Annotated in this window: 24 protein-coding genes, 2 rRNA genes and 2 other annotated features; all 26 genes read right to left on the reverse strand. The window is 38.3% G+C overall.

From position 1 onward, the window contains the following. Window positions 1-138 precede the first annotated feature (138 nt). Window positions 139-735 (reverse strand): class I SAM-dependent methyltransferase, encoded by a 597-nt coding sequence (locus tag FG390_RS13095; protein WP_141191513.1) that lies wholly within the window; start codon window positions 733-735, stop codon window positions 139-141. A 229-nt stretch (window positions 736-964) separates the two neighbouring features. Then, the gene (gene rplL / locus FG390_RS13100) at window positions 965-1,336 is read right to left on the reverse strand and encodes a 50S ribosomal protein L7/L12 (protein ID WP_141191488.1); all 372 of its coding nucleotides are present in this window, start codon (window positions 1,334-1,336) and stop codon (window positions 965-967) included. 56 nt (window positions 1,337-1,392) lie between these two features. Then, window positions 1,393-1,893 carry a 50S ribosomal protein L10 gene (rplJ, locus tag FG390_RS13105; RefSeq protein WP_141191489.1) on the reverse strand — a complete coding sequence of 167 codons (501 nt, stop codon included), beginning with the start codon at window positions 1,891-1,893 and terminating at the stop codon, window positions 1,393-1,395. 56 nt (window positions 1,894-1,949) lie between these two features. Next, window positions 1,950-2,107 (reverse strand) — a sequence feature (ribosomal protein L10 leader region). 68 nt (window positions 2,108-2,175) lie between these two features. After that, window positions 2,176-2,865 (reverse strand): 50S ribosomal protein L1, encoded by a 690-nt coding sequence (gene rplA, locus FG390_RS13110; RefSeq protein WP_141191490.1) that lies wholly within the window; start codon window positions 2,863-2,865, stop codon window positions 2,176-2,178. 135 nt (window positions 2,866-3,000) lie between these two features. Continuing rightward, window positions 3,001-3,426 (reverse strand): 50S ribosomal protein L11, encoded by a 426-nt coding sequence (rplK, locus tag FG390_RS13115; RefSeq protein WP_141191491.1) that lies wholly within the window; start codon window positions 3,424-3,426, stop codon window positions 3,001-3,003. Between the two features lie 144 nt (window positions 3,427-3,570). After that, window positions 3,571-4,104, reverse strand: a complete 534-nt coding sequence (gene nusG / locus FG390_RS13120; protein WP_141191492.1) for a transcription termination/antitermination protein NusG — start codon at window positions 4,102-4,104, stop codon at window positions 3,571-3,573. A 334-nt stretch (window positions 4,105-4,438) separates the two neighbouring features. Further along, complete coding sequence (secE, locus tag FG390_RS13125; protein ID WP_141191493.1) at window positions 4,439-4,633, reverse strand: preprotein translocase subunit SecE; 195 nt, start codon at window positions 4,631-4,633, stop codon at window positions 4,439-4,441. 24 nt (window positions 4,634-4,657) lie between these two features. Continuing rightward, a complete protein-coding gene (gene rpmG / locus FG390_RS13130; RefSeq protein WP_141191494.1) occupies window positions 4,658-4,807 on the reverse strand; it encodes a 50S ribosomal protein L33 in 150 nt (49 codons plus the stop codon). Window positions 4,808-5,343: 536 nt separating this feature from the next. Then, the gene (gene sigH / locus FG390_RS13135) at window positions 5,344-5,925 is read right to left on the reverse strand and encodes an RNA polymerase sporulation sigma factor SigH (RefSeq protein ID WP_246092831.1); all 582 of its coding nucleotides are present in this window, start codon (window positions 5,923-5,925) and stop codon (window positions 5,344-5,346) included. A gap of 148 nt (window positions 5,926-6,073) precedes the next feature. After that, the gene (locus FG390_RS13140) at window positions 6,074-6,580 is read right to left on the reverse strand and encodes an NYN domain-containing protein (RefSeq protein WP_141191496.1); all 507 of its coding nucleotides are present in this window, start codon (window positions 6,578-6,580) and stop codon (window positions 6,074-6,076) included. A gap of 5 nt (window positions 6,581-6,585) precedes the next feature. Further along, window positions 6,586-7,329: a 23S rRNA (guanosine(2251)-2'-O)-methyltransferase RlmB gene (rlmB, locus tag FG390_RS13145; RefSeq protein WP_141191497.1), complete on the reverse strand. Its 744-nt coding sequence runs from the start codon at window positions 7,327-7,329 to the stop codon at window positions 6,586-6,588. Between the two features lie 18 nt (window positions 7,330-7,347). Beyond that, window positions 7,348-7,749, reverse strand: coding sequence for a Mini-ribonuclease 3 (locus FG390_RS13150; RefSeq protein ID WP_141191498.1), 402 nt, complete (start codon window positions 7,747-7,749; stop codon window positions 7,348-7,350). A gap of 3 nt (window positions 7,750-7,752) precedes the next feature. Then, window positions 7,753-9,159, reverse strand: coding sequence for a cysteine--tRNA ligase (gene cysS / locus FG390_RS13155; protein ID WP_141191499.1), 1,407 nt, complete (start codon window positions 9,157-9,159; stop codon window positions 7,753-7,755). Between the two features lie 206 nt (window positions 9,160-9,365). Next, on the reverse strand, window positions 9,366-10,019 hold the full coding sequence (gene cysE, locus FG390_RS13160) for a serine O-acetyltransferase (RefSeq protein WP_141191500.1): 654 nt from the start codon (window positions 10,017-10,019) through the stop codon (window positions 9,366-9,368). A 365-nt stretch (window positions 10,020-10,384) separates the two neighbouring features. Further along, window positions 10,385-10,613 (reverse strand) — a binding site (T-box leader). 142 nt (window positions 10,614-10,755) lie between these two features. Then, entirely contained in the window at window positions 10,756-12,219 is a 1,464-nt protein-coding gene (gltX, locus tag FG390_RS13165; RefSeq protein ID WP_141191501.1) for a glutamate--tRNA ligase, read from the reverse strand. Between the two features lie 226 nt (window positions 12,220-12,445). Continuing rightward, the gene (gene ispF, locus FG390_RS13170; protein ID WP_141191502.1) at window positions 12,446-12,934 is read right to left on the reverse strand and encodes a 2-C-methyl-D-erythritol 2,4-cyclodiphosphate synthase; all 489 of its coding nucleotides are present in this window, start codon (window positions 12,932-12,934) and stop codon (window positions 12,446-12,448) included. Next, window positions 12,912-13,637: a 2-C-methyl-D-erythritol 4-phosphate cytidylyltransferase gene (gene ispD / locus FG390_RS13175; protein ID WP_141191503.1), complete on the reverse strand. Its 726-nt coding sequence runs from the start codon at window positions 13,635-13,637 to the stop codon at window positions 12,912-12,914. Before ispD ends, ispF begins: the two co-directional genes overlap by 23 nt. Before the next feature lie 498 nt (window positions 13,638-14,135). Beyond that, window positions 14,136-15,239: a PIN/TRAM domain-containing protein gene (locus tag FG390_RS13180; protein WP_141191504.1), complete on the reverse strand. Its 1,104-nt coding sequence runs from the start codon at window positions 15,237-15,239 to the stop codon at window positions 14,136-14,138. A 100-nt stretch (window positions 15,240-15,339) separates the two neighbouring features. Further along, window positions 15,340-16,410, reverse strand: a complete 1,071-nt coding sequence (disA, locus tag FG390_RS13185) for a DNA integrity scanning diadenylate cyclase DisA (RefSeq protein WP_141191505.1) — start codon at window positions 16,408-16,410, stop codon at window positions 15,340-15,342. Then, complete coding sequence (radA, locus tag FG390_RS13190) at window positions 16,370-17,779, reverse strand: DNA repair protein RadA (RefSeq protein ID WP_141191506.1); 1,410 nt, start codon at window positions 17,777-17,779, stop codon at window positions 16,370-16,372. The genes disA and radA overlap by 41 nt, the downstream gene beginning before the upstream one ends. A gap of 255 nt (window positions 17,780-18,034) precedes the next feature. After that, window positions 18,035-20,482 (reverse strand): ATP-dependent protease ATP-binding subunit ClpC, encoded by a 2,448-nt coding sequence (gene clpC, locus FG390_RS13195; protein ID WP_141191507.1) that lies wholly within the window; start codon window positions 20,480-20,482, stop codon window positions 18,035-18,037. Between the two features lie 26 nt (window positions 20,483-20,508). Then, complete coding sequence (gene mcsB / locus FG390_RS13200) at window positions 20,509-21,579, reverse strand: protein-arginine kinase McsB (RefSeq protein WP_141191508.1); 1,071 nt, start codon at window positions 21,577-21,579, stop codon at window positions 20,509-20,511. A gap of 3 nt (window positions 21,580-21,582) precedes the next feature. Further along, entirely contained in the window at window positions 21,583-22,095 is a 513-nt protein-coding gene (mcsA, locus tag FG390_RS13205) for a protein-arginine kinase activator protein McsA (RefSeq protein WP_141191509.1), read from the reverse strand. A gap of 108 nt (window positions 22,096-22,203) precedes the next feature. Further along, a complete protein-coding gene (locus tag FG390_RS13210; protein ID WP_141191510.1) occupies window positions 22,204-22,662 on the reverse strand; it encodes a CtsR family transcriptional regulator in 459 nt (152 codons plus the stop codon). A gap of 1,304 nt (window positions 22,663-23,966) precedes the next feature. After that, a 5S ribosomal RNA gene (gene rrf, locus FG390_RS13215) occupies window positions 23,967-24,083 on the reverse strand. Window positions 24,084-24,203: 120 nt separating this feature from the next. After that, a 23S ribosomal RNA gene (locus tag FG390_RS13220) occupies window positions 24,204-24,336 on the reverse strand; the annotation flags it as partial.

The raw sequence follows: 24,336 nt of genomic DNA on the forward strand, positions 1-24,336 counted from the left end.
AAAATCGGTAAACGACTACATTTGCTTACCGTGTTACAAAAACATTTGATTAGTTTAACCACTTTCTTAAAAAACTATACACCTACAAAAGTGCATTTTATTGGCATTTAGTTATACTATCACAATAGGTATCATTTGTCAAAGCTTTTTTGCTTGAAAAATATAGTAGCCTTTATTGCGTTTAACCGTTGTAACGTCATCATAGATTTCTTCGAGATATTTTAAAGCAGATGGGGCCCCTTGTTTCTTTTGAATAACAACCCATAGATCTCCACCTTTGACCAAATGGCCATGTGCTTCACGAAAAATACTATGAACAACTTGTTTTCCCGCACGAATGGGCGGATTCGTTAAAATAGCAGCAAACATACCTTCCACTTTTTCAAAACGGTCGCTTTGAAAAACCGTTGCTTGAACACCGTTTTGCTGGGTATTTTCTTTAGCAAGTTGAACAGCCCTCTCATTTATATCAACCATTGTGACATGCCGATCAGAATAGCATCTTGCCAAGGTGATACCAATCGGACCATACCCACACCCCATATCCAATAAATTCCCAGGAACTTCTGGAAGGGTAAAAGATTCAATGAGACATCGGCTCCCAAAATCAATGTCTCCTTTTGAAAAAACACCTCTGTCGGTCGTAAACTTGAATGGAATGTTTCTAATTTGCGTATCAAATTGGTGTCTGTTACTTTCCGTTTGCGGCTGTTTTGAGTAATAATGCTCCATAATCAAACCATCCTTTTTTGAACAATATGAAGAATCTTCAACTCTGAATTCCCCTGTTCAAACCATAGTGATTCAAATAGTCATTCAGGTCAATCCTTTTTTGTTAAGGACAACAAAAACCAACCAACGACAACATCTTTAAGCGAAAACGGAGGGTTAGCTGCACATATATAATCTTCTTAAGGTGGAAAAAAGCCCGCTAATTATAAGCGGGCTCGTTTTTTAAAAAGAATTACTTAAGTTCTACAGAAGCGCCAACTTCTTCAAGTTTAGCTTTTAATTCTTCTGCTTCTTCTTTAGCAATGCCTTCTTTAACAGGTTTTGGAGCGTTGTCTACAAGTTCTTTCGCATCTTTCAAGCCGAGGCCAGTGATTTCGCGAACAACTTTGATAACTTTAATTTTTGAGCTACCTGCAGATGCAAGAACTACATCAAATTCAGATTTTTCTTCAGCAGCGCCTTCACCAGCAGCTCCGCCTACAACTGCAACAGGAGCTGCAGCTGTTACGCCAAATTCTTCTTCAATTGCTTTTACTAAATCATTTAATTCTAAAACTGACATTTCTTTAACTGCACCGATGATATCTTCTTTAGTCAATGCCATGATATATATCCTCCTTAAATTTCATATAAATTATTTTTTGTTAATAAAACCTTAAATTAAGCACCTTGCTCTTCTTTTTGTTCTGCAACAGCTTTAGTAGCGAGTGCCAAGTTGCGAATTGGAGCTTGAAGAACGCTAAGCAACATAGAGAGAAGTCCTTCTCTTGAAGGAAGATCTGCAAGAGCTTGAATTTGTTCAAGAGCTGCATAGTTACCTTCGATAATGCCACCTTTGATTTCCAATGCTTTGTGTTCTTTCGCAAAAGTATGAAGTACTTTCGCTGGAGCAACAACGTCTTCTGGGCTGAAAGCAACAGCTGTAGGACCCGTTAGAACTTCATCAAGAGCTGTTAATTCAGCTTCTGCAGTCGCGCGTCTGATCAAAGTGTTTTTATATACTTTGAAATCAACACCTGCTTCACGAAGTTGTTTACGTAGTTCAGTTACTTCAGCTACATCAAGGCCACGATAATCAACAACAATCGTTGATACGCTATGTTTAAGTTTGTCAGTAATTTCACCGACAACTTGTTTTTTTGCTTCAATAGCCGTACTCATTTCGTCATCCACCTCCTAATGATATTTACCGTACACCATGCGGGAAGTTTACGAGACAAACTCATGAAAAGGCCCCCAGGTCGAGTCGACATGAGGGCACGCATCTATCAAACATCAGTAAAGTTCGTTGTTATCAAGAAATCTCGTATCACCTCGGTAGGAATACATTAAGCGCTCGCGCTCCTACTGTCTACGGTTTATTCAATTAAAACCAAAATCTATTATATAATCTTTTATCTTTTATGTCAATAAAAGATTGAAGAGGTTTCTTTAGTAAAATTATTATCTAGCTGGTGTGCTAACTTTAACACCAGGACCCATCGTTGAAGAAATCGCTACATTTTTGATGTAAGTTCCTTTTGCAGCAGCTGGTTTAGCTTTAATTAACGTATCTAGTAGGACATCAAAGTTTTCGACAAGTTTTTGATCGTCAAAAGATACTTTACCGATTGGTACATGGACGTTTCCGTCTTTTTGTGCACGGTATTCTACTTTACCTGCTTTAATTTCTTGAACTGCTTTAGCTACATCGAAAGTAACCGTTCCTGTTTTAGGGTTAGGCATAAGTCCTTTTGGTCCTAAGACACGACCAAGTTTACCAACTTCAGCCATCATGTCAGGAGTAGCAACAATGACATCAAATTCAAACCAACCGCTGTTGATCTTAGCGATATATTCTTGATCACCTACAAAATCAGCACCTGCTGCTTCTGCTTCTTTCGCTTTTTCACCTTTTGCAAAGACGAGAACCGTTTGTGTTTTACCTGTTCCATTTGGTAATACAACAGCACCACGGACTTGTTGATCGTTTTTACGAGTATCTACACCTAAACGAACGGCGACATCGATTGATTCATCGAATTTAGCAGAAGCCACTTGTTTAACAAGGCTTACAGCTTCGCTAATGTCATACGCCTTTTGACGATCGATTGTTTTTACAGCTTCTTGATATCTTTTTCCTTTTTTAGCCATTTCATTTTCCTCCTTTGTGGTTATAGCGGTTTTACCTCCCACTAAATAAGGGTTGCGGACAATGCCCGGCAACCCCAGCTGCAAGCATGTACATCTCTACTTGTCAGCAAAGTTAAACTTTGAAAACAGTGGTGATTAGTCTTCTACGACAATGCCCATACTGCGAGCTGTACCTTCTACCATACGCATAGCAGATTCTACATTAGCAGCATTTAAGTCAGGCATTTTGAGTTCAGCAATCGCACGTACTTTATCACGTTTGATTGTTGCCACTTTTTTCGTATTAGGTTCACCAGATCCTGATTCGATACCGCATTCTTTTTTAAGAAGAACGGCAGCCGGTGGAGTTTTTGTTATAAAAGTAAATGAACGATCTTCAAATACTGAGATTTCAACTGGGATAATAAGTCCAGCTTGATCTGAAGTACGCGCATTGAATTCTTTACAGAAACCCATGATATTAATGCCTGCTTGACCTAAAGCCGGACCAACTGGTGGCGCTGGATTAGCTTTACCTGCAGGGATTTGTAATTTAACAACTTTAATGACTTTTTTAGCCACGAGACACACCTCCTTAGTCCATGATGTGGTAACGGGTTAGCCCCTCCCACTTATCGTCTTGCTTTCATGTCTCACTTGAAGGCAAAAGATAAAACCTTGCAAACATCAAAATTATACAATCAATAACAAGAGAATGCAAGACCTTTATAATTTTTCAATTTGATTAAAGTCTAATTCAACGGGTGTTTCTCTTCCAAACATATTGACATGGACTTTAATTTTGCCTTTTTCAATGTCAATATCCTCAATGCTACCGACAAAATCAGCAAACGGACCTTCCTTCACTTTGACTTGTTCTTTAAGCTGGAAGTCAATATCTGTCCGTGCTTCTTTCATACCCATTTGCTTAAGTATGCTATCCACTTCTTCAGGCAGAAGAGGTATAGGTTTGGAACCAGAGCCAGAAGAACCAACAAATCCAGTAACACCTGGAGTGTTTCGTACAACATACCAAGAATCATCCGTCATAATCATTTCAGTGAGTACATAACCAGGAAAAACCTTCTTGATCGCCGATTTTTTTTGGCCATTTTTAATTTCCGTTTCCTCTTCGACGGGTACTAAAATACGAAAGATTTTATCAGACATCCCCATCGATTCAACACGTTTTTCCAGATTGGTTTTGACTTTATTTTCATAGCCAGAGTATGTATGAATAACATACCAATTCTTCTCCATGACTTATTTCCTCCAAACCTTTTTTCCTAACCTGCCTGATTAGCGGGTGTTTATTAAGAATTCTCCTCATTCAAGACTCTAATGTATAAGATTTCTTTTCCCCTAAACTTAGACCACATTTCACTAAAGTATACGTTTGTTGCCAAAATTAAAAAGGCAGTCTATTAGAGCTGCCAAAAAGTTCATCCCGCCTTAACGGCTAGTAAAGACCCCCACACCAAGATTTTGGGTATTCAAAGAAGATAAGCGGGGGATCAACTGCCTACAAAGGTCCGATTGGATCAGCTAACCCTCAGCAGGGGATGAAACCCCCACTGAGGAAAGTTTCACTTTATTAGCCTGTTATCAATTTTAACAGTCTTGATATACCAAGATCAACCACCGTAAAAAATACCGTTAAAAATACCACTGTTACGATAACCATAATCGTATAATTAACCATTTCTTTACGAGTCGGCCAACTGACTTTTTTCATCTCAGTTCCAATGTTTTTGAAAAATTTGCCTGTGCCTTTCACTATGCTTGCCATAGACTAAAATACCTCCAAAACATTCTACTTTGTTTCTCGGTGCAGAGTATGTTTATTACATGCTTTACAAAACTTATTAACTTCAACGCGCTCTGGATTTGTTTTTGTGTTTTTAGCCGTTGTATAATTTCTTTGATGACAAACCGAGCATTCAAGGGACACTTTCTTCCTCATTACAAACACCTTTTTTTCTAATTTAAAAAGTTCAAAATAGAATTGTTTGAACTTCTTTTATGTCATTAGTAAAATAAAAGATCTCATGATGAGTATCTATACTTAAGTCATATTCATGTACCATATATTCGTTAAAAATGGTTATTTCATGTTAACCACCCAAAATAATGAGCGACCCACATTTTATGAAAATAAGCTTATCCATACTGTTTCAATTTAACACATGGGACTATTCATGTCAATAAACGTCAAACGTGTGAATGGGTTAAAGAAAAATTGCCGATTGGCCAGCCTGTAAGGCGCAGACAGAGGCTCAGCCCGCACTTATACCTTAAATTTTTATATTTTCTAAGGTGTAAAAGAAATACCACAGCCTACACTGTGGTTCAGAAAAAAATGATTTAATCCATCATGACATCATCTAAATCTACTTCTCGCGAGATTAAATCTAATAAGATCGACAAATATGACTCTAACAACCTTTCACTAAGGTTATCTAATTTGTAAAACCGGTTTGGTATCACTAAATTGTTCGTTTATAAACTCATTTCTTTAATTTGAAGATATCTTTCCAACTTACGTTTTATACGTTGAAGGGCATTATCAATGGATTTCACATGGCGTTTCAGATCTAGCGAAATTTCTTGATAACTTCTTCCATCAAGATATAGCCTCAAGACTTTTTGTTCTAAGTCACTTAACAACTCAGAAAGCTTGTCCTCAATATCTGCGAATTCCTCTTGATTTATAAACAATTCTTCAGGGTTTGTTACTTTCGGACCACATATTACATCCATCAAAGTGCGATCAGATTCCTCATCAAAAATAGGCTTATCCAAAGAGACATAGGAATTTAAGGGAATATGCTTTTGGCGTGTGGCTGTTTTCACCGCGGTAATAATTTGTCTTGTTATACAAAGTTCTGCAAATGCCTTAAAAGAAGAGAGCTTGTCCCCTTTGAAATCTCGAATCGCTTTATATAGGCCGATCATGCCCTCTTGAATAATGTCTTCCCGATCTGCACCAATTAAAAAGTATGACTTTGCTTTTGCACGTACAAAGTTTTTATACTTAAAAATTAAATATTCTAGTGCATGTATATCTCCGACGTGAACCATTTGTACAATTTGTTCATCATCTAGTTCGCTGAACTTAACATTATCGGTGGTAATCCAATTTGGGTTTAAACGCACGTCAATCCCTCCGACCTAGTCATACCAAGTGTAGAAATATTATACAGCAAAATATTCAGAATCGTCAAGATCTTTAGAGCCCTCTTCGCCATTTTTCAAACAATTCTTCAATCTCTTTTTTTAAAGGAATTTTTGATTTCGTCTTTTTCTGCCTTGAATGTTTAACCTCTAATGAAATCTGTTTTTCAATATTTTTTAACTCAATGAGGAGTTCACGAGATGATTTACGTAAAGCTCCTTGAGAGAATACCGTCCATTGTTCAGTCTCGTCAGAGGTTGCCACATGAATTTGTGTTTTAACGTTTTTTAACTTTTTAATCACTCTTTCAATACGCTCATCGGCCGTTTCATTTTCCTTTGTATAGATAACCTCTACTCGGGATTGTTTAAGGATTGTTTCTTTTCCCGGTACGAGATGCGCGTCAAAAATAATAACCACTTTCCAGCCTGTATAGGCCTGATATTCAGCCATTCTATCAATAAGCTGTGACCGAGCGGCTGCAAAATCATTCGTTCTTAGCTCTTGCATTTCTTTCCAAGCCCCAATGACGTTGTAGCCGTCCACAAGTAGGATATCCATCCTTATCAGGCCTCTAGCTTATTTCGTTTACGATAAACTTCATACATCAAAAGAGCCGCTGCAACAGATGCATTTAGTGAAGTTACATGGCCTGCCATTGGAATACTGATGAGATAATCACATTTTTCTCTGACAAGACGAGATAGACCTTTCCCTTCATTACCAATCACAAGGCAAATAGGCATTTCAAACTCAGCTTTCCGATAATCTTGACTGCCTTCCGCTGCTGTTCCAGCAAACCATATGCCTCTTTCTTTTAATTCATCAATGGTTCTTGCCAGATTTGTTACTCGAGCAACTGGAATATATTCAATCGCTCCTGTTGAAGCCTTAGATACCACCTGGGTTAATCCAGCTGCACGACGTTTTGGAATAATCACACCATGTGCACCGACACTATCTGCTGTTCTAAGAATGGACCCTAAATTATGGGGATCTTCAATTCCATCTAAAAGAATAAAAAACGGTGTTTCATTCTTTTTTTCAGCTAGTTGAAACAAATCATCTATATCCGCATATTCATAGGCAGCAATAGAGGCTACAATGCCTTGATGCCCGGAAGAATTTGTTAGTTGATCTAATTTTTTTCTTGGAACAAACTGAATCGTTACGCCTCTTTGCCCGGCTTTATCAATGAGCTGCTTAACCCCATGACTTTCTTTATTAATCCATAATTTATTTATTTCTCTGCCTGCTTCCAATGCTTCTAAAACAGCATGTCTTCCAATAATAAATTCATTATCACTCATGGTTTACCAGCCCTCCTTTCACCTGTCTATTGGATGATATTCAAATAATAAACGCATCAATTGTTCAATGCGATTACCCTGATCATTAAAATGCAAATAACCGATCAATGCTTCGAAAGCCGTACTATAATGATACGTTAAAACATCTGTGTTTTTTGGAATGGAGTAGGATTTTGCATTTCTCCCTCGTTTAATGACTTGCAATTCTTCAGTAGAAAAAAAGTCTTGTTCCATCAGATATCTTAAATAGGCTGCCTGGGCTTTAGCAGAAACATAGGAGATGGCCTTGTGATGCAGCTGCTGCGGTTTTACACGTCCACTTATAATGAGTTCTTGACGAACGTAGTATTCCATGATGGCATCTCCCATATAGGCTAGAGCTAAACTATTTATAGCTAGAGGATTGACTTGATCACTCATATGTTAAACCCTTTTCCAGCGAATGCCTTGTGCGGTATCCTCAAGTATGATACCTTGATCTTTTAATTCATCACGTATTTGATCGGCAAATGCAAAATTTCTTGTTTTTCGTGCCTCTTCCCGTTTTTGGATGAGTTGTTCAATTTCGGCATCAAGAAGCTCTTCGTCGACATGTAATTTGAGCCCTAATACGCCTGCCAGCTCCTCAAAAACTTGTTTGTATGCTTGTAAAAGAGCAACAGACGAATTATTTTCTTCAAGAATTTTATTTATATCTTTAGCCAAGTCAAAAAGAACAGCAATCGCGTTCGCTGTATTAAAATCATCATCCATTTCCTGTATAAAACGTTCTTTAAATTTTTCAAGTTCTTTTGTCTTTGTGATGAGTTCATCTTCTGAAAGAAGATCAGCACTTCTTTCCAACCGGTGCTCAAGGTTATAGTAGCTTGTTTTTAGTCTTGAAAATGCTTGCTCTGCATCGCTTAATAATGCATCACTAAAGTTAATTGGATGTCGGTAATGAACCGTTTGAATAAAGAAACGAACGACATTTGGATCGTATTTTTTAATTATTTCATGAACTAAGATGACATTACCAATCGATTTTGACATTTTTTCATTATCGATTTTAATAAAACCATTGTGCATCCAATAATTTGCCATAGCATGTTCATGCAAAGCTTCGGATTGTGCTATTTCATTCTCATGGTGTGGAAACGCTAAATCCTGTCCTCCAGCATGGATATCAATAGTGTCACCTAAATATTTTTCAACCATCGCAGAGCATTCAATATGCCAACCGGGACGTCCTAATCCCCATGGACTATCCCAAGTGATTTCCCCTGGTTTCGCTGCTTTCCAAAGCGTAAAATCCAATGGGTCTTCTTTCTTTTCACCTACATCAATTCGAGCACCTACTTTGAGTTCATCAATCGATTGATGTGATAATTTCCCATAAGATTTAAAGGCTCTTGTACGGAAATAAACATCACCTTCTGATTCATAGGCATACCCTTTATCGACAAGCTTTTTAATGAACGTTATAATTTCATCCATTGTTTCTGTTGCTCGTGGATGAATGTCAGCTTGTAAGACGTTTAGAGCGGAAACATCTTCTTTATAAGCCTGGATAAACCGTTCAGCAATCTCCAGTACGGATTGGTTTTCTTCTATCGATTTATTGATGAGACGATCGTCAACATCTGTGAAATTAGAAACATATTTCACTTCATAACCACGGTACATTAAGTAGCGTCTAACAGTATCGAATACTACGGCTGGTCTTGCATTCCCAATATGAATATAATTATATACAGTCGGCCCGCATACATACATTTTTACTTTGTTTTCCTCAATCGTTTTAAAAGGTTCTTTCTCTCTTGTTAGCGTATTATAAATACGAATGCCCATCTTATCACTACCTTTCCATCTTCTATTCGAAATTCTCTTTTTTACCCAAAACTATGATGACATGACATCATATAGAGTAAAACTTCAATCCTCCACTGATTGAGTTGAACCAATCGGACTTTTTACGAAAGGTTAATAACCATCTATCCTTTTTCGATTTCTCTCATTCTTTTAGGCGAGGCTTTACTTTCCGTTTCCCTAGTTTCTTAAATCCGTGTTTTATCTTTTTTTAATGTTTCAATTTCTCTTTGTAATTGATTAATCATTTCATCCATTTGTTTAAATTTATCCGAAATAGGATCTGGCAAGTCAGAATGATTAAGATCATGGTGATGTACTTTCTTACCATTTTGCCTCACAATCCGCCCTGGAATACCTACAACAGTTGAGTTTGGAGGAACATCATGAAGTACAACAGATCCCGCACCGATCTTTGAATGATCGGCAATGGTAATTGAGCCTAATACTTTTGCCCCTGCTGATATTAAGACATCGTTTCCAATCGTAGGATGCCGTTTCCCTTTTTCTTTTCCTGTTCCCCCTAGTGTGACCCCTTGAAAAACAGTCACATCATCCCCAATTTCACACGTTTCACCAATAACAACACCCATACCGTGATCAATGAAGAACCTGCGACCTATTTGAGCGCCAGGATGTATTTCAATTCCCGTCAGAAACCGGCTAAATTGTGATAGTAATCGAGCTAGAAATAAAAACTTTTTACGCCACAACCAATGAGCAAATCGGTGAAACCATATGGCATGAAGTCCAGAATATGTTAAAATGACTTCTAATTTATTTCTAGCAGCGGGATCTTGATCAAAAACCGTAGCTAAATCTTCTCGCATAACCCCCCGCATATCTTCAAAACCTCCCTGTCTTTAATCTCATTTATCTTAATGAGGTTGTTCAAAAGGTCACCAAATGATAGGCTGCGAATCTCGGCGCCCGCTTGTTCTTCCGTTCCTCATGTGGTGGATACAAGAGGATCTCTGGCTAAAGTCGCTCACGTCCTGTGGCTGGCGCTTGACGCTACCACATCATGTGGAATGCCGATCCAAAGAAAACTACGCCGCTCTTAGCCTCCGACGCCCAAGACGGGCTAGCACTGGCGTATGGCAGGATGCCAGCGTACTTAGCCAGTAACCTTTTTCATTTGTCACCTTTTTGAACACGCACTTAATGTTCTTTTTATGTGTAAAAAAGACGCCTTTATGTCCAATGACACAAAGACGCCTTAGTAGCGTGGTTCCACTTTGTTTGAGATAGTAATCTTACTATCTCCACTTTAGAATTGTTAACGATATAATGAATACCGCTTTTGCCTACTCCTGCGTTTCAGCAAAAGACTCAGAGGTGCACTTCAGTCTATCCTTTCTTAGATCACTTTCACCCTTGATGATCTTCTCTTGTTAAGAAATAGATGGACTTACTCTCCTCTTCAACATTTTTGATTATTCAATTTTCCTTTTTGGGAATAAATTTTATTCTAAAGATCCTCTTAAAAAGACGCAAGTAAACGCTTATTCACAAAATAAATTCTATTCCATCTACCCATTCGATACTATATCCAATATCCACCGAAATGTGCGCGTCCTATCTTGATTCAATAAAACGATTCATTCTGGCAATCACTCGTTCTTTTCCTAATAACTCAATGGATTGCGGTAGTTCAGGACCATGCATTTCCCCGGTTGTCACAATACGGATAGGCATAAAGAGTTTTTTCCCTTTTTGTCCCGTTGCCTTTTGTGTAACCTTAATTCTTTTCTTAATTTCTTCAGCTGTAAAATCCTCTAAGGCCATTAATTCATCTCTAAACACACGAATGACTTCAGGGACTTGTTCTTCATTAATGACATTCTCTTCTTCATCATTATATGAAACTTCTTCTGTAAAAAACAAGTCTGTTAACTCAACAATTTCTGCTCCGTATTGCAATTGACTGTGGTAAAGGGAAATGAGTTTAACAGCCCATTCTCTTTGGTCATCTGAAAGATTTTCAGGTAATCGACCTGCTTTGATTAAATGCGGTAAAGCAAGGTCAACAACTTTTTCGAGTGGCAATGCTTTAATGTAATGGTTGTTTGTCCATTTCAATTTTGTCGCATCAAACACCGCAGGCGATGTACTTAACCTTTCCGGGTCAAAAATCTCAATCAATTCGTCTCTTGAAAAGATTTCTTCTTCTCCCTTCGGTGACCAGCCTAAGAAAGCAATGAAGTTAAATAAGGCTTCTGGCAAGTAGCCAAGTTCTTTGTATTGTTCAATATACTGAACGATACTTTTGTCACGTTTACTTAATTTCTTGCGGCTTTCTCCGACAATTAACGTCATGTGACCAAATATAGGACGTTCAAATCCAAGGGCATCATAAATCATTAATTGTTTTGGCGTATTCGAAATGTGATCTTCTCCGCGAAGCACATGTGTCATTTTCATAAGATGATCATCTATGACCACTGCAAAGTTATATGTGGCAATGCCATTTTTCTTCACAATAACGAAATCACCAATGTCATTTGATTCAAATGATAAGTGTTTTTTCACAATATCATTGAATTCAAGTGTTTGATTCTCAGGCACACGGAAACGAATGCTCGGTTTACGTCCTTCGGCTTCTAGTCGTTTGTGATCCTCATGAGTTAAATGACGGCATTTGCCTGAGTATCTTGGTGTTTCTCCTCTGGCCATTTGTCCTTCACGTTCTTGTTCTAATTCTTCCTCAGTACAATAACATTTATAAGCAAGCCCTTTATCTAAAAGCTCTTGGGCATATTTTTGATAAATATCGAGACGTTCCGTTTGTCTGTATGGACCATATTCTCCACCGACGTCAATACTTTCATCCCAATCAATCCCTAGCCATTTTAAGTAGGTTAATTGATTAAGCTCTCCGCCTTCAACGTTTCTTTTTTGATCTGTATCTTCAATTCGAATAATGAATTTTCCATGTGTATGTCTTGCATACAAATAGTTAAAGATAGCGGTCCTTGCATTTCCGATATGTAAAAACCCAGTAGGACTCGGCGCATACCTTACTCTAACTTCTTTATCCATCGTTTAACGTCACCACTTTCGTTTTGTCTACACTATTTTAGCACTGTTGAGTGCTTCTTTGAAGTTTTTCATCCGTTTTTATTAATGAGATTCTAGTAGTACATATTCAAAAAGATGACAAATGAGAAGCATGAAGGCTAAGAGCGGCGCTGTTTTGAGGACCGGAATGTAGGTTTTTGCTACATGAGGACCGGAAAAACAAACGGGCGCCGAGATTCGTAGCTTATCATTTGGTGACTTTTTGAACAACCTCTAGTAAGCAAACAGCCTGTGCCGCAATACCTTCTTCTCTTCCAGTAAAACCTAACTTTTCTGTGGTCGTTGCTTTAACGTTGATTTGCTCGACTTGGGCTTCTAGAAGTTCAGCAATGACTTCTCGCATTGGAGAGATATAAGGTGCCATTTTCGGTTTTTGTGTAATAATGACACAATCCAAATTGCCTAATTTATATCCTTTTTCTTTCACTCGTCTATATACTTGTGATAATAATTCCTTTGAGTCTGCATCCTTATAGGCCTCATCTGTATCTGGAAAATGTTTTCCGATATCCCCTTCACCAATAGCGCCTAAGAGGGCATCACTAATTGCATGAAGAAGAACATCTGCATCAGAATGTCCTAATAGACCTTTCTCATAAGGAATTGTGATTCCTCCAATAATTAATAAGCGGTTTTCTGCAAATGCATGTACATCATATCCTTGTCCGATCCGCATCCCGATTCCCCCCATGATTCAATTCAATGTAGTGTTCAGCTAAAATCAAATCCTCAGGTGTCGTTAGTTTGATATTTTGATAATCACCTTCCACAACAGTAACAGGTTTTCCTAGTTGTTCTAAAAGGGACGCATCATCTGTAACGACAAAACCTCGTTTTTTACCTTCTACGTGTGCGTTATAAATGGTAGAAAGCTGAAAAGCTTGTGGTGTTTGGACAGCCCACAAGCTCGAACGATCAATGGTTTCTTGCACTTGATGATGTGATACTTTTTTAATTGTATCTTTTACTTTAACAGCTAAAATAGCGGCTCCCGTTTTTTCCGCAGCAAGAGCCACCTTCGTTATATCCTTTGGTTTAATAAACGGACGAGCCCCATCATGAATAAGAATCAATGGATCGTGATTCGATTCTTCTTTCATAGCTTGTAACCCAAAGAAAACACTTTCCTGTCTCTCCTTGCCACCTTCTACTATTTGTTTGACTTTTGTTATATGAAACTCCGTTAATAAGTCTTGAATCTCTACCATTTCTCGTTTATTAGCTACAAGGTAAATCCCTTTGCACGCTTCATCATTTTCAAATACTTGGCATGTATGTATAACCACCGGAATTTGTTTAATTTCTAATAGAACTTTGTTTTTCTCTTTTCCCATTCGTTGACCTTTTCCAGCCGCCAACACGAGTACATTATAAGCCATGAAAACCTCCAAATTAAACTACCATTAAAATAATCGTAAACAGAGAATCTATTTAACTATCTCTTCAACTTAAGTACGTGTTCAAAAAGGTGACAAATGAAAAGAGTTACTGGCTAAATACACTGGCATCCTGCCAGAATGCCAGTACTAGCCCGTCCTTGGTGCCGGAGACTAATCGCGGCGCAAGTTTTCCCTAGGACCGGCATTCCTCGCGTTGTGGTTACTTCAGGCGCCAGCCACAGGACGTGAGCGTTTTTAGCCAGAAATCCTCTTGTTTTTACTACATGACGACCGGAAAAACAAGCGGGCGCCGAGATTCCCGCAGCTTATCATTTGGTGACTTTTTGAACAACCTCTTTAAAATATAAAGAAATATAATACCCATTAACTTATCTGCTTAAACCATATAGTGGTTACTGATGATAGGCGCCAAGCGTAAGATGACACACACGCTGACGCCTAGACTCCCTTGCATTTTGATAAAAAGATTAAGATATCTTACAGCGCTTGTTCTAACAGCTTCGGTTTTGCAAAAATCATTCGGCCTGCAGAGGTTTGCAACACACTTGTAATGATAACATCGATGGTTTTTCCGATGTAACGCCTGCCCTCTTCAACAACAATCATGGTTCCATCATCAAGATAACCTACACCTTGATTTTGCTCTTTACCATCTTTTATAACTTGAACATTTAATTCTTCTCCAGGTAAAACAACCGGTTTAACTGCGTTGGCTAAATCATTAATATTAAGAACTGTTACCCCTTGTAATTCACAAACCTTATTTAAGTTAAAATCATTTGTTACAACGATTCCCGAAACAAGTTGGGCGAGTTTTACAAGTTTACTATCCACTTCTGAAACTTCTTCAAAGTCACCCTCATAAATTTCCACTTTAATATTGAGTTCTTTTTGAATTTTATTTAGAATATCAAGGCCCCTACGACCACGGTTCCGTTTTAAAGCATCCGATGAGTCTGCAATATGCTGCAATTCTTCTAAAACAAAGCGCGGGATAACGAGAACTCCTTCAAGAAAACCTGTTTGGCATATATCAGCAATCCTACCGTCTATAATAACACTTGTATCTAATACTTTAAAAATTTTTCCGGAAGGCGCTGTCATTCCGTCACCCTCATACTCTTTCTTACGTTCTTTGCTCTTGGTAATATGAAAAAGATTGATAAGTTCATCACGCTTTTTAAAACCCACTTGAAAAAAGAAATAAGACAGAAACAAGTAAATAAAAATGGGAAGTACCGTACTAATCCCGACAATGTTTAATCTTTCTAATGGGATTTGAATTAAAAAAGCAATGACTAAACCAAAAACGAGCCCGATCGTTCCAAATAATACATCTGTGACGGGAGCTTTAATAATCTTTTCCTCAAAAGCTTTAATTAAGCCTACTAATGAATCAACAAACCAATATGTGAGCAAGAAAAAGATAATAGCACCTATAACCATTCCTGTATAGGGTGTATATAACCACGATGGTATGCTTTGGCCAAAATTTAATAATGTAATCACTCTAGGAATATAAACAAATCCAAGTGTTCCACCTAATAATATGCATAACAATTGAATCATACGTTTCATCATTCCCAATCACCTCCTCCTATCATTATAGACGGATTTACAAAATTCAAACGGTTCATGAAAAATATTAATAATATGATATAATAGCTGATCACCATGCCTGTTAAATGACACGGTCAATAAATAATTGTTGTTGAATCCGTTCGAAACCTTCTTTAATTTTCTTTGCTCGTTTTTCTCCAACACCTGCCACTTTGTCTAAATCTTTGATTCCTGCTCGTACAAGATGGTTCATATGACCAAACGTTCTGACAAGGTTATCAATGATTGACTGCGGCAACCTAGGTATCCGATTTAACATCCGGTACCCACGGGGATATAGAATATCTTCATATTGATCTTCTCTAGAAGAGTATCCTAATAATTTGATAATGACTTGATCTTTCAATAAATCGTCTGTCGACAATTTTGTTAATTGCCCCAGGACAAGTTGTGCATTAGTTGATTCATCCAGCATATAATCTTTTATAAGCATAAGAGCTTCTTCTTCGACATTCATGACAAGTTCAGTCATTTGCATTCGTATCAGTCTACCTTCAGTGCCAAGTTCATTAATATAATTATTTATCTCCTCCTTTATTCGTAATACTCTTCCTATACGATGAATGACGAGAGTAAGTTCCTGAATTGTAACAAGTTCTTCAAATTCTAAAGCCCCTAAATTAACTAGTCCCTTATCTAAAGCCACTCGATATTTTTCCAGAGTCTGCATAGCCTGGTTAGCTTTCGTTAAAATAACGCCGATATCCTGCAGAGCATACCGTAGATGACCCTTGTAGAGGGTAATAATGCTTCGTCTTTGTGAAATCGAAACAACTAAATTACCCGTTTGTTTAGCCACGCGTTCAGCCGTTCGATGTCGAATACCTGTTTCAACCGAGGGAATCCCATAATCAGGGACTAATTGTGTGTTTGCAAACAAAATGGTTTTACAGTCTTCACTTAGTATGATAGCCCCGTCCATCTTTGCAAGTTCATAAAGAGCTGCTGGAAGTAGGGGACAATTGATTGTAAATCCTCCTTCGACAAGATGCTGCACCTTCTCGTCAAAGCCAATCACGATTAGCCCACCTGTTCCAGCCCTTAGTACGTTGTCAATACCTTCACGTAGCAATGTTCCGGGAGCTATCAGCTTAAGTATCTGATTGATAGAATGCTGTTGGGTTGAATTCATTTGATCCGCCTCCTAATGCATAATCCATCGCTTCCTTTACTGTAGATACGCCTATGACTTCCATACCCTTTGGTATCGTCCATCCACCTAAGTTTTTCTCAGGTATAAAAGCTCTTCCGAACCCTAATTTATAGGCTTCATTGACACGTTGTTCAATTCTTGATACCCGCCTTACTTCTCCTGTTAAGCCTACTTCACCTAAGAACACATCGGAAACTTGAGTGATTTGATCTTTAAAGCTAGAAGCTATACTAATCGCTACGGCTAAATCTGTTGCAGGTTCATCTAACTTTATTCCACCTGCTACATTAACATAAGCATCCTGATTTTGTAGTAATAGTCCCACACGTTTTTCTAGTACGGCCATTAATAAAGATATACGGTGATGGTCAATACCCGTCGCCATTCTTCTTGGATTACCAAAACTTGTTGGAGAAATAAGAGCTTGAATTTCAACAAGAACAGGTCTTGTACCTTCCATGGCTGAAACGACAGCCGATCCAGCCACTCCTTTCGTTCGCTCTTGCAAAAACACTTCTGATGGATTAGACACTTCTATAAGACCCGCTTCCTTCATTTCAAACACACCCATTTCATTCGTGGAACCAAAGCGATTTTTAACCGCCCTAAGAATACGAAATGTATGATGTCTTTCCCCTTCAAAGTACAATACGGAGTCTACCATATGTTCGAGCATTCTAGGGCCAGCGATGGCACCGTCTTTCGTAACGTGACCAACAATGAAGGTTGCGATGCCCTTGGTTTTAGCCATTCGCATCAATTGCCCTGTACAATCCCGAACTTGAGATACACTTCCAGCTGCCGACGTGACATCAGAATTAAAAATCGTTTGAATAGAATCAATAATTAAGATATCAGGTGATAAGTCTTCAGCATGTTTCTCTATATCATGTATATCGGTTTCCGCTAATATATATAAGTTGTCCTCTGAAATATCCAAGCGATCCGCTCTCATTTTCGTTTGTCTAACCGATTCCTCGCCAGAAATATAGAGAACTTTTCTTTTTTGCTTGGCCAATTGACTCGATGTTTGAAGCAGTAGTGTTGATTTCCCAATTCCCGGATCACCACCAACTAGAATTAAAGAGCCAGGTACAATCCCGCCTCCAAGAACACGATTCAGTTCATTCATGTCACATAATATTCTTGGTTCTTGTTCAACTTTAATATGAGTGATGGGCATGGGTTTATTTTTTATTTTTTTTGTACTTGTCCCACTAGATGTTTCACGTGTGATGCGCTCTTCAACTAGGGTATTCCAATTATTGCATCCCGGACACCGCCCCAGCCACTTTGGACTTTCATATCCACATTCTTGACAGAAAAAGACTGTCTTTGCTTTTGCCATACACATTCACCTTTCGTTTATCTGACTACATAGTATCATAAAAAGTATCTATGAACCTAAATAAATCTATTGCATCCATAATATTCCTAAATTAAATTTCAAACCTAATATTGGTCTAAGTTAGAGGTTTAGTGATAGCACAAGAAGCCAATGTGTCTTTTGCGGACCATTGGCTTCTTGTTTTGAAAAAGATAACATTAAACTTGATTTATCTTACAAAGGAACTAAAATACTTTCCCATTATTTGATTTTTCTTTATCTGCTAACAGGAGCCTCTGTTTTATTTTGAACGATAAATTTATCATCTTGATAGTCAATGACCACACTCGATCCTTTAGAAATATTTCCTTTAAGAAGCTCTTCCGATAGACGATCTTCTATTCTTCTTTGAAGAGCACGTCTAAGTGGTCTAGCACCATACTCTGGATCATAACCCTCATCGGCAATTTTCTCGATAGCGGCATCGGTTAGATCTAATATAATGCCTTGATTAGCCAGACGTTCTTTCAATTGTTCCGAAAGAAGCGATACAATGTGTTTTAATTGATCTTTTTTAAGTTCATGGAAAACGATGATCTCATCAATACGGTTAAGGAATTCAGGTCTAAAGGTACGTTTCAACTCGCCCATGACTTTGTCTTTCATGTCACGATATTCTTGACCTTCTGATTCCACTGTAAATCCAAGATATTTGTTTTTCTTAAGCGTACTTGCACCAACATTTGACGTCATAATGATCGCTGTATTTCTAAAGTCAACAGTTCTTCCTTTAGAGTCTGTAAGTCTTCCATCATCAAGCACTTGAAGCAAGATGTTAAAGACGTCTGGGTGAGCTTTTTCGATTTCATCTAAAAGAATAACGGAATAAGGTTTTTGTCTGACTTTTTCCGTTAATTGTCCGCCTTCTTCGTGGCCTACATAGCCTGGAGGTGAACCAACAAGTCTTGACGTTGTATGTTTTTCCATGTACTCAGACATATCGATTCGAATCATGGCATTTTCGTCACCAAATAGAGACTCAGCTACAGCACGAGCAAGTTCTGTTTTACCCACACCTGTTGGACCTAAGAAAATAAATGAACCAATTGGGCGTTTTGGATCTTTTAATCCAGCTCTCGCACGTCTTACTGCCTGTGATACAGCTTTGATGGCTTCTTCCTGACCAACCACTCTTTTGTGAAGAATATCTTCCATATGGAGTAAACGTTCACTTTCCTCTTGTTCAAGTTTTACAACTGGGATACCCGTCCAACTCGCTACGACGAGAGCAATGTCGTCAGGGGTGACTTCAGTGTTTTCTTTTCCTTGTTTTTCTTTCCATTCTTTCTTCGTCACTTCAACTTCTTCTTTTAGTTTTTGTTCTGTATCACGAAGGGAAGCGGCTTTTTCAAATTCTTGACTTTGTACAGCAGCATCTTTTTCTTTTTGTACTTCTTCAAGTTTTACTTCAAGCTCTTTTAAATTTGGTGGTGTTGTATACGAACGTAATCTTACTTTTGAAGCTGCTTCATCTATTAAGTCAATGGCTTTATCCGGTAAGAATCGATCTGAAATATAACGATCCGACAGTTGAACAGCGGCTTCAATCGCTTCATCACTAATTTTCACGCGGTGGTGAGCTTCATAGCGATCTCTTAGACCTTTCAAAATAAGAACAGACTCATCGTTTGTCGGTTCATTAACTTTAATAGGTTGGAATCTTCTTTCCAAAGCAGCATCTTTCTCAATGTATTTACGGTATTCATCAAGGGTTGTTGCTCCAATACATTGCAGTTCCCCGCGGGCAAGCGATGGTTTCAATATGTTCGATGCATCAATGGCACCTTCTGCTCCCCCAGCACCAATCAATGTATGAAGTTCGTCAATAAATAATATGATATTTCCGGCTTGCCTAATCTCATCCATGACTTTTTTCAAACGATCTTCAAATTCACCGCGATATTTCGTACCAGCAACCACTGTACCCATATCTAAAGTCATGACTCTTTTATCACGGAGAATCTCTGGAACTTCATTATCAATAATTTGTTGAGCAAGACCTTCAGCCACAGCTGTTTTACCAACCCCTGGCTCCCCAATTAACACGGGGTTGTTTTTCGTACGGCGGCTAAGTACCTCAATCACGCGTTGAATTTCTTTGCTACGTCCAATTACTGGATCTAATCCTCCATCACGTGCTGTTGCCGTTAAGTCCCGTGCAAGACTATCTAAAGTCGGTGTATTCGCATGAGAAGCATTACGCCCTTGCTGGTTGCCAGAGCCTGTTTCATGACTCCCTAAGAGTTGCAACACTTGCTGTCTTGCTTTATTAAGACTCACGCCTAAATTATTTAATACTCGAGCTGCAACACCTTCGCCTTCACGAATGAGTCCTAGCAAGATATGTTCAGTTCCAACATAGGAATGACCAATTTTACGTGCTTCATCCATTGATAATTCAATAACCTTTTTAGCTCTTGGCGTATAATGGATCGTTTGCACGGTTTCATTTCCACGACCTATTAGTGACTCAACTTCCTTTTGAATTTTTTCAGGACTTAAATTCAATGCCTTTAAAGCTTTTGCAGCAATACCTTCTCCCTCACGAACAAGGCCTAGCAATATATGTTCAGTACCTACATTGTTATGTCCAAGTCTCATAGCTTCTTCCTGAGCAAGTGCAAGTACTTTCTGTGCGCGTTCTGTAAAGCGACCAAACATCATAATTTTTTGCCTCCTTTATTATGTTGTTATTGACGTTTTTCAAAATTTAAATGTTCTCTAATGAGTGTTGCTCGTTTAACATCTCTCTCATTTGGGCCTAATTGGTCTTGGAAATAATGTTGTAGAAAGCCGGGTTGTGTAAGAACCATTAATTCATTTAACATGCGTTTCGTTACGTTTTGAATAATCCCGAGGCCAATGCCTAAACGTATATCTGAAATACATGTTGCAGCTTCTTTTGATGGCATGATTCGTGAAAAGGCAAGTTTTCCATAAGAACGATAAATGCGGTCTTCTAATTCTATTTTTGAATTGGTTAATAAATCCCTTCTCGCCAATTTTTCCCGTTCAATAAGTTGCATGACAACCCCCCTTAAATCTTCAACAATATCTTGCTCAGACTTTCCAAGGGTCATTTGGTTAGAGATTTGAAATACGTTACCTAATGCTTCGCTGCCTTCACCGTAAATTCCTCTAATTACGAGACCAAATTGATTAATAACTTGTGCAAGTCGATTTAACCGTTGTGTAAGAGCTAATGCGGGAAGATGGATCATGACAGAAGCCCTAAGTCCCGTTCCAACATTGGTTGGACAACTCGTTAAGTAACCTCTTTCTTCATCAAATGCGTAGTTAAACTTATCTTCTAACCAATCATCTACGCCATTTGCCAGAGTCATCGCTTCATCAAGCTGAAATCCAGGAAAAAGACATTGTATTCTTAGATGGTCTTCCTCATTAACCATGATACTGACAGATTCACTTTGGTTAATAAACACTGAAGTATAACTTGGATTTTGAGCTAGATTAGGACTAATAAGATGTTTTTCAATTAATACTCGCTTTTCAATATCACTTAAATTACTCATGACGACAGGTTCAAATGTTCCTAACGTACTATAAGATTCACCTTTTAACTTTTGCTCAATTGTCTCAAGAGTCGATTTTCGCTGGGATTCAGTCGCAATAATAGGAAATACGAATTCAGAAAGATTTCGTGCCAAACGTATACGACTACTTATGACAATATCATCATCAGGGCCTTCTAGTTGCATCCAAGGGCTAACGGCTTGATCAATAAATTTCTTTAATGACATGCCTTATTCCCCCTTTTCCATGGCCTTGATTTTATCTCTAATTTCTGCTGCCTTTTCAAAATTCTCTTCCTCGACAAGTTTTTGTAGTTTAACCTTAAGATCCTGTACTTTTCGTTTTGTATTTATATCCTTACCCATTCGGTAGGGAATTTTACCTTTGTGTACGGTATTTCCTCCATGAATTTTTCTAAACACGGGGTTTAAACGATCGTTAAAAGTATGATAGCACTCCTGACAACCAAACTTTCCGATTTTAACAAATTCATTATAAGTTAAACCACACTTCGGACATTTTAAGGTATCACGAGTTTGATGTCGTTCTTTTTCTATTGGTTGTTCAAAATTTAATAAACCAGACAAAAGTTGTTGTATCGAAAAACCACCAGGCGTTGCTACCATCACTTCTTCATTATTCTGTGCACATTGATCACAAAGATGGTATTCATGTTTTGTACCATTTACAATTTTAGTAAAATGGAGTGTAGCCGGTCTAAGATGGCAATTTTGACATTCCATCTGAAGTAAACTCCCTTCTTACAATAATCGTTAACATTATATGCACGGATCACTTAAATCCTTAATAAAACTTCTTATATTACATATATAGAGTGTATCAATATAACGTTACATTTTATATTTTAGTGCTTGGAGCATCGCTATCATAATATTTGCCCGAACCTCATCTCTTAGTGGAACACTAAGGTCAAGCACGGATCGATCAATGGCTGACAGCATTAATTTGGCTTCTCTTTTATTAATAATTTCTTCTTCTAATAAACGGATGATAATGGCTTCTGACATATTTTGTGAAATTCGAAATGAAGAAAGTTCAATCATCTCGTCTATCAGTTCCGAACTTGTTGCCGGTTTAACTTTTATGATACGAATATAACCTCCACCACCACGTTTGCTTTCAACAATATAACCTCGTTCAATAGAAAATCTTGTTTTTAATACGTAATTAATTTGGGATGGAACACATTGGAATCTTTCGGCAAGCTCACTTCGTTTTAATTCAATTTTGCTGCTTGCATCTAAAATCTCCTTAATATACCTTTCTATAAGGTCCGAAATGTTCCTCAAAGTGAACTATGCCTCCCATCTTCTTGACTTTGACTATCTTTGACTTTAATTATACTGATTTTTTAATAAATAGCAACTGAAATGGATTGTGACAAATAAAAATGGGTGATAGGTTTATATTTTTTCCGTTTTATATGAAATATAGACCTTGAACTTTTAACTAATTCATCAACTATAAAAAAACAAGCTAGCGTGCTGGATTTTGGCTTTAAGTGCGTGTTCAAAAAGGTGACAAACAAAAAGGGTTATTAGCTAAGTACGCTGACATCCTGCCAGAACGCCAGTACTAGTCCGTCCTGGGCGTCGGAGGCAAAGAGCGGCGCTGTTTTGAGGACCGGCATTCCATAAGATGTGGTATCTTCACGTCAGCCACAGGATGTGAGCAATTTTAGCTAGAGATCCTCTTATATACACTACATGAGGACCGGAAAACAAGAGGGCGCCGAGATTCGAACGATCATTTGGTGACTTTTTGAACAACCTCTTTAAGGAAAATGTGATGGATATGTATATTTAAAAGCATATGTTTGACCAAGCAATGACTTTCCGTTTTATTGAGCGACTTTCCGTTTTATTGAGCGACTTTCCGTTTTATTGAGCGACTTTCCGTTTTATTGAGCGACTTTCCGTTTTATTGAGCGACTTTCCGTTTTATTGAGCGACTCGATTCTCGTGTACGTTGTACACGAGAATCGAGTCTAGAACTTACTCCATATGTAGTTTACAAATTTTTTATTAAAAAAATTATTTTTATCTCACCATTTCTACCTCATTCTTACGATTTCTAATATATAGGGCTTAATGTGTACGCTCCAGATATGTCTATGTTTACCTTCTAAATTGAATTTTAAACTCATGTTAATTGCACAACCCCGAAGTGGTATTACACGACTTTCCAGTAATTGCACAACTTCAATAAACGATCAACTGATGGCCTTTGGATCCTTTGCTTAGAAAGATTTCCATTTTTCATCGTCTATTTGAACTGATCTCAAAAAAATACACAAAAAAGCAGCCAACCTTGGTTGACTGCTTTCTCTTTGCCTAGCGGCGTACTACACGCGCATAGGGGGGCGCCCCTCAATTACCATCGGCGCGTTGCGGCTTCCTCTAGCCTACTAATCTCATCGTCAACTACGCGCTCTCGATGCTCGTGTACATAGTACACTCCGCGTCTCGATCACTTGTTTCCTTGATCTTCTTGCCTAAAGAAACCCTCGCTGAGTTTATCGTCTTCCTTGGTCCTATCGAACTTTACATATACACAAAAAGCAGCCAACCTAAGTTGACTGCTTTCTCTCTTTGCCCAGCGGCGTCCTACTCTTACAGGGGGACAGCCCCCAATTACCATCGGCGCTGAAGAGCTTAACTTCCGTGTTCGAGATGGGAACGGGTGTGACCTCTTCGCCATTGCCACTAGACATATGAAGGTAATCCTTCAAAACTGAAAGTGAAAGCGCGTCGTACATCATGCAAGTGTCGGTGTTGTCACAGGACGTGACGCTTTTAACCGACGTTCCTTGCTTTTAAACAGAAGTTTCTTGGTTAAGTCCTCGACCGATTAGTATCTGTCAGCTCAAGCGTGTCACCACGCTTCCACCTCAGACCTATCAACCTCATCATCTCTAAGGGGTCTTACTAACTTAAAGTTATGGGAAATCTCATCTTGAGGGG

This window comes from Terrilactibacillus laevilacticus (genome assembly GCF_006517395.1).
GTDB lineage: Bacteria > Bacillota > Bacilli > Bacillales > Sporolactobacillaceae > Terrilactibacillus > Terrilactibacillus laevilacticus.

Coding starts and splice junctions, on each gene's coding strand:
- rplL (WP_141191488.1), bottom strand. CDS start 1,336: ATGGCATTGACTAAAGAAGATATCATCGGTGCAGTTAAAGAAATGTCA.
- rplJ (WP_141191489.1), bottom strand. CDS start 1,893: ATGAGTACGGCTATTGAAGCAAAAAAACAAGTTGTCGGTGAAATTACT.
- rplA (WP_141191490.1), bottom strand. CDS start 2,865: ATGGCTAAAAAAGGAAAAAGATATCAAGAAGCTGTAAAAACAATCGAT.
- nusG (WP_141191492.1), bottom strand. CDS start 4,104: ATGGAGAAGAATTGGTATGTTATTCATACATACTCTGGCTATGAAAAT.
- secE (WP_141191493.1), bottom strand. CDS start 4,633: ATGGCAAGCATAGTGAAAGGCACAGGCAAATTTTTCAAAAACATTGGA.
- rpmG (WP_141191494.1), bottom strand. CDS start 4,807: ATGAGGAAGAAAGTGTCCCTTGAATGCTCGGTTTGTCATCAAAGAAAT.
- sigH (WP_246092831.1), bottom strand. CDS start 5,925: ATGGTTCACGTCGGAGATATACATGCACTAGAATATTTAATTTTTAAG.
- FG390_RS13140 (WP_141191496.1), bottom strand. CDS start 6,580: ATGGATATCCTACTTGTGGACGGCTACAACGTCATTGGGGCTTGGAAA.
- rlmB (WP_141191497.1), bottom strand. CDS start 7,329: ATGAGTGATAATGAATTTATTATTGGAAGACATGCTGTTTTAGAAGCA.
- FG390_RS13150 (WP_141191498.1), bottom strand. CDS start 7,749: ATGAGTGATCAAGTCAATCCTCTAGCTATAAATAGTTTAGCTCTAGCC.
- cysS (WP_141191499.1), bottom strand. CDS start 9,159: ATGGGCATTCGTATTTATAATACGCTAACAAGAGAGAAAGAACCTTTT.
- cysE (WP_141191500.1), bottom strand. CDS start 10,019: ATGCGGGGGGTTATGCGAGAAGATTTAGCTACGGTTTTTGATCAAGAT.
- gltX (WP_141191501.1), bottom strand. CDS start 12,219: ATGGATAAAGAAGTTAGAGTAAGGTATGCGCCGAGTCCTACTGGGTTT.
- ispF (WP_141191502.1), bottom strand. CDS start 12,934: ATGCGGATCGGACAAGGATATGATGTACATGCATTTGCAGAAAACCGC.
- ispD (WP_141191503.1), bottom strand. CDS start 13,637: ATGGCTTATAATGTACTCGTGTTGGCGGCTGGAAAAGGTCAACGAATG.
- FG390_RS13180 (WP_141191504.1), bottom strand. CDS start 15,239: ATGATGAAACGTATGATTCAATTGTTATGCATATTATTAGGTGGAACA.
- disA (WP_141191505.1), bottom strand. CDS start 16,410: ATGAATTCAACCCAACAGCATTCTATCAATCAGATACTTAAGCTGATA.
- radA (WP_141191506.1), bottom strand. CDS start 17,779: ATGGCAAAAGCAAAGACAGTCTTTTTCTGTCAAGAATGTGGATATGAA.
- clpC (WP_141191507.1), bottom strand. CDS start 20,482: ATGATGTTTGGTCGCTTTACAGAACGCGCACAGAAAGTACTTGCACTT.
- mcsB (WP_141191508.1), bottom strand. CDS start 21,579: ATGTCATTAAAGAAATTTATTGATCAAGCCGTTAGCCCTTGGATGCAA.
- mcsA (WP_141191509.1), bottom strand. CDS start 22,095: ATGGAATGTCAAAATTGCCATCTTAGACCGGCTACACTCCATTTTACT.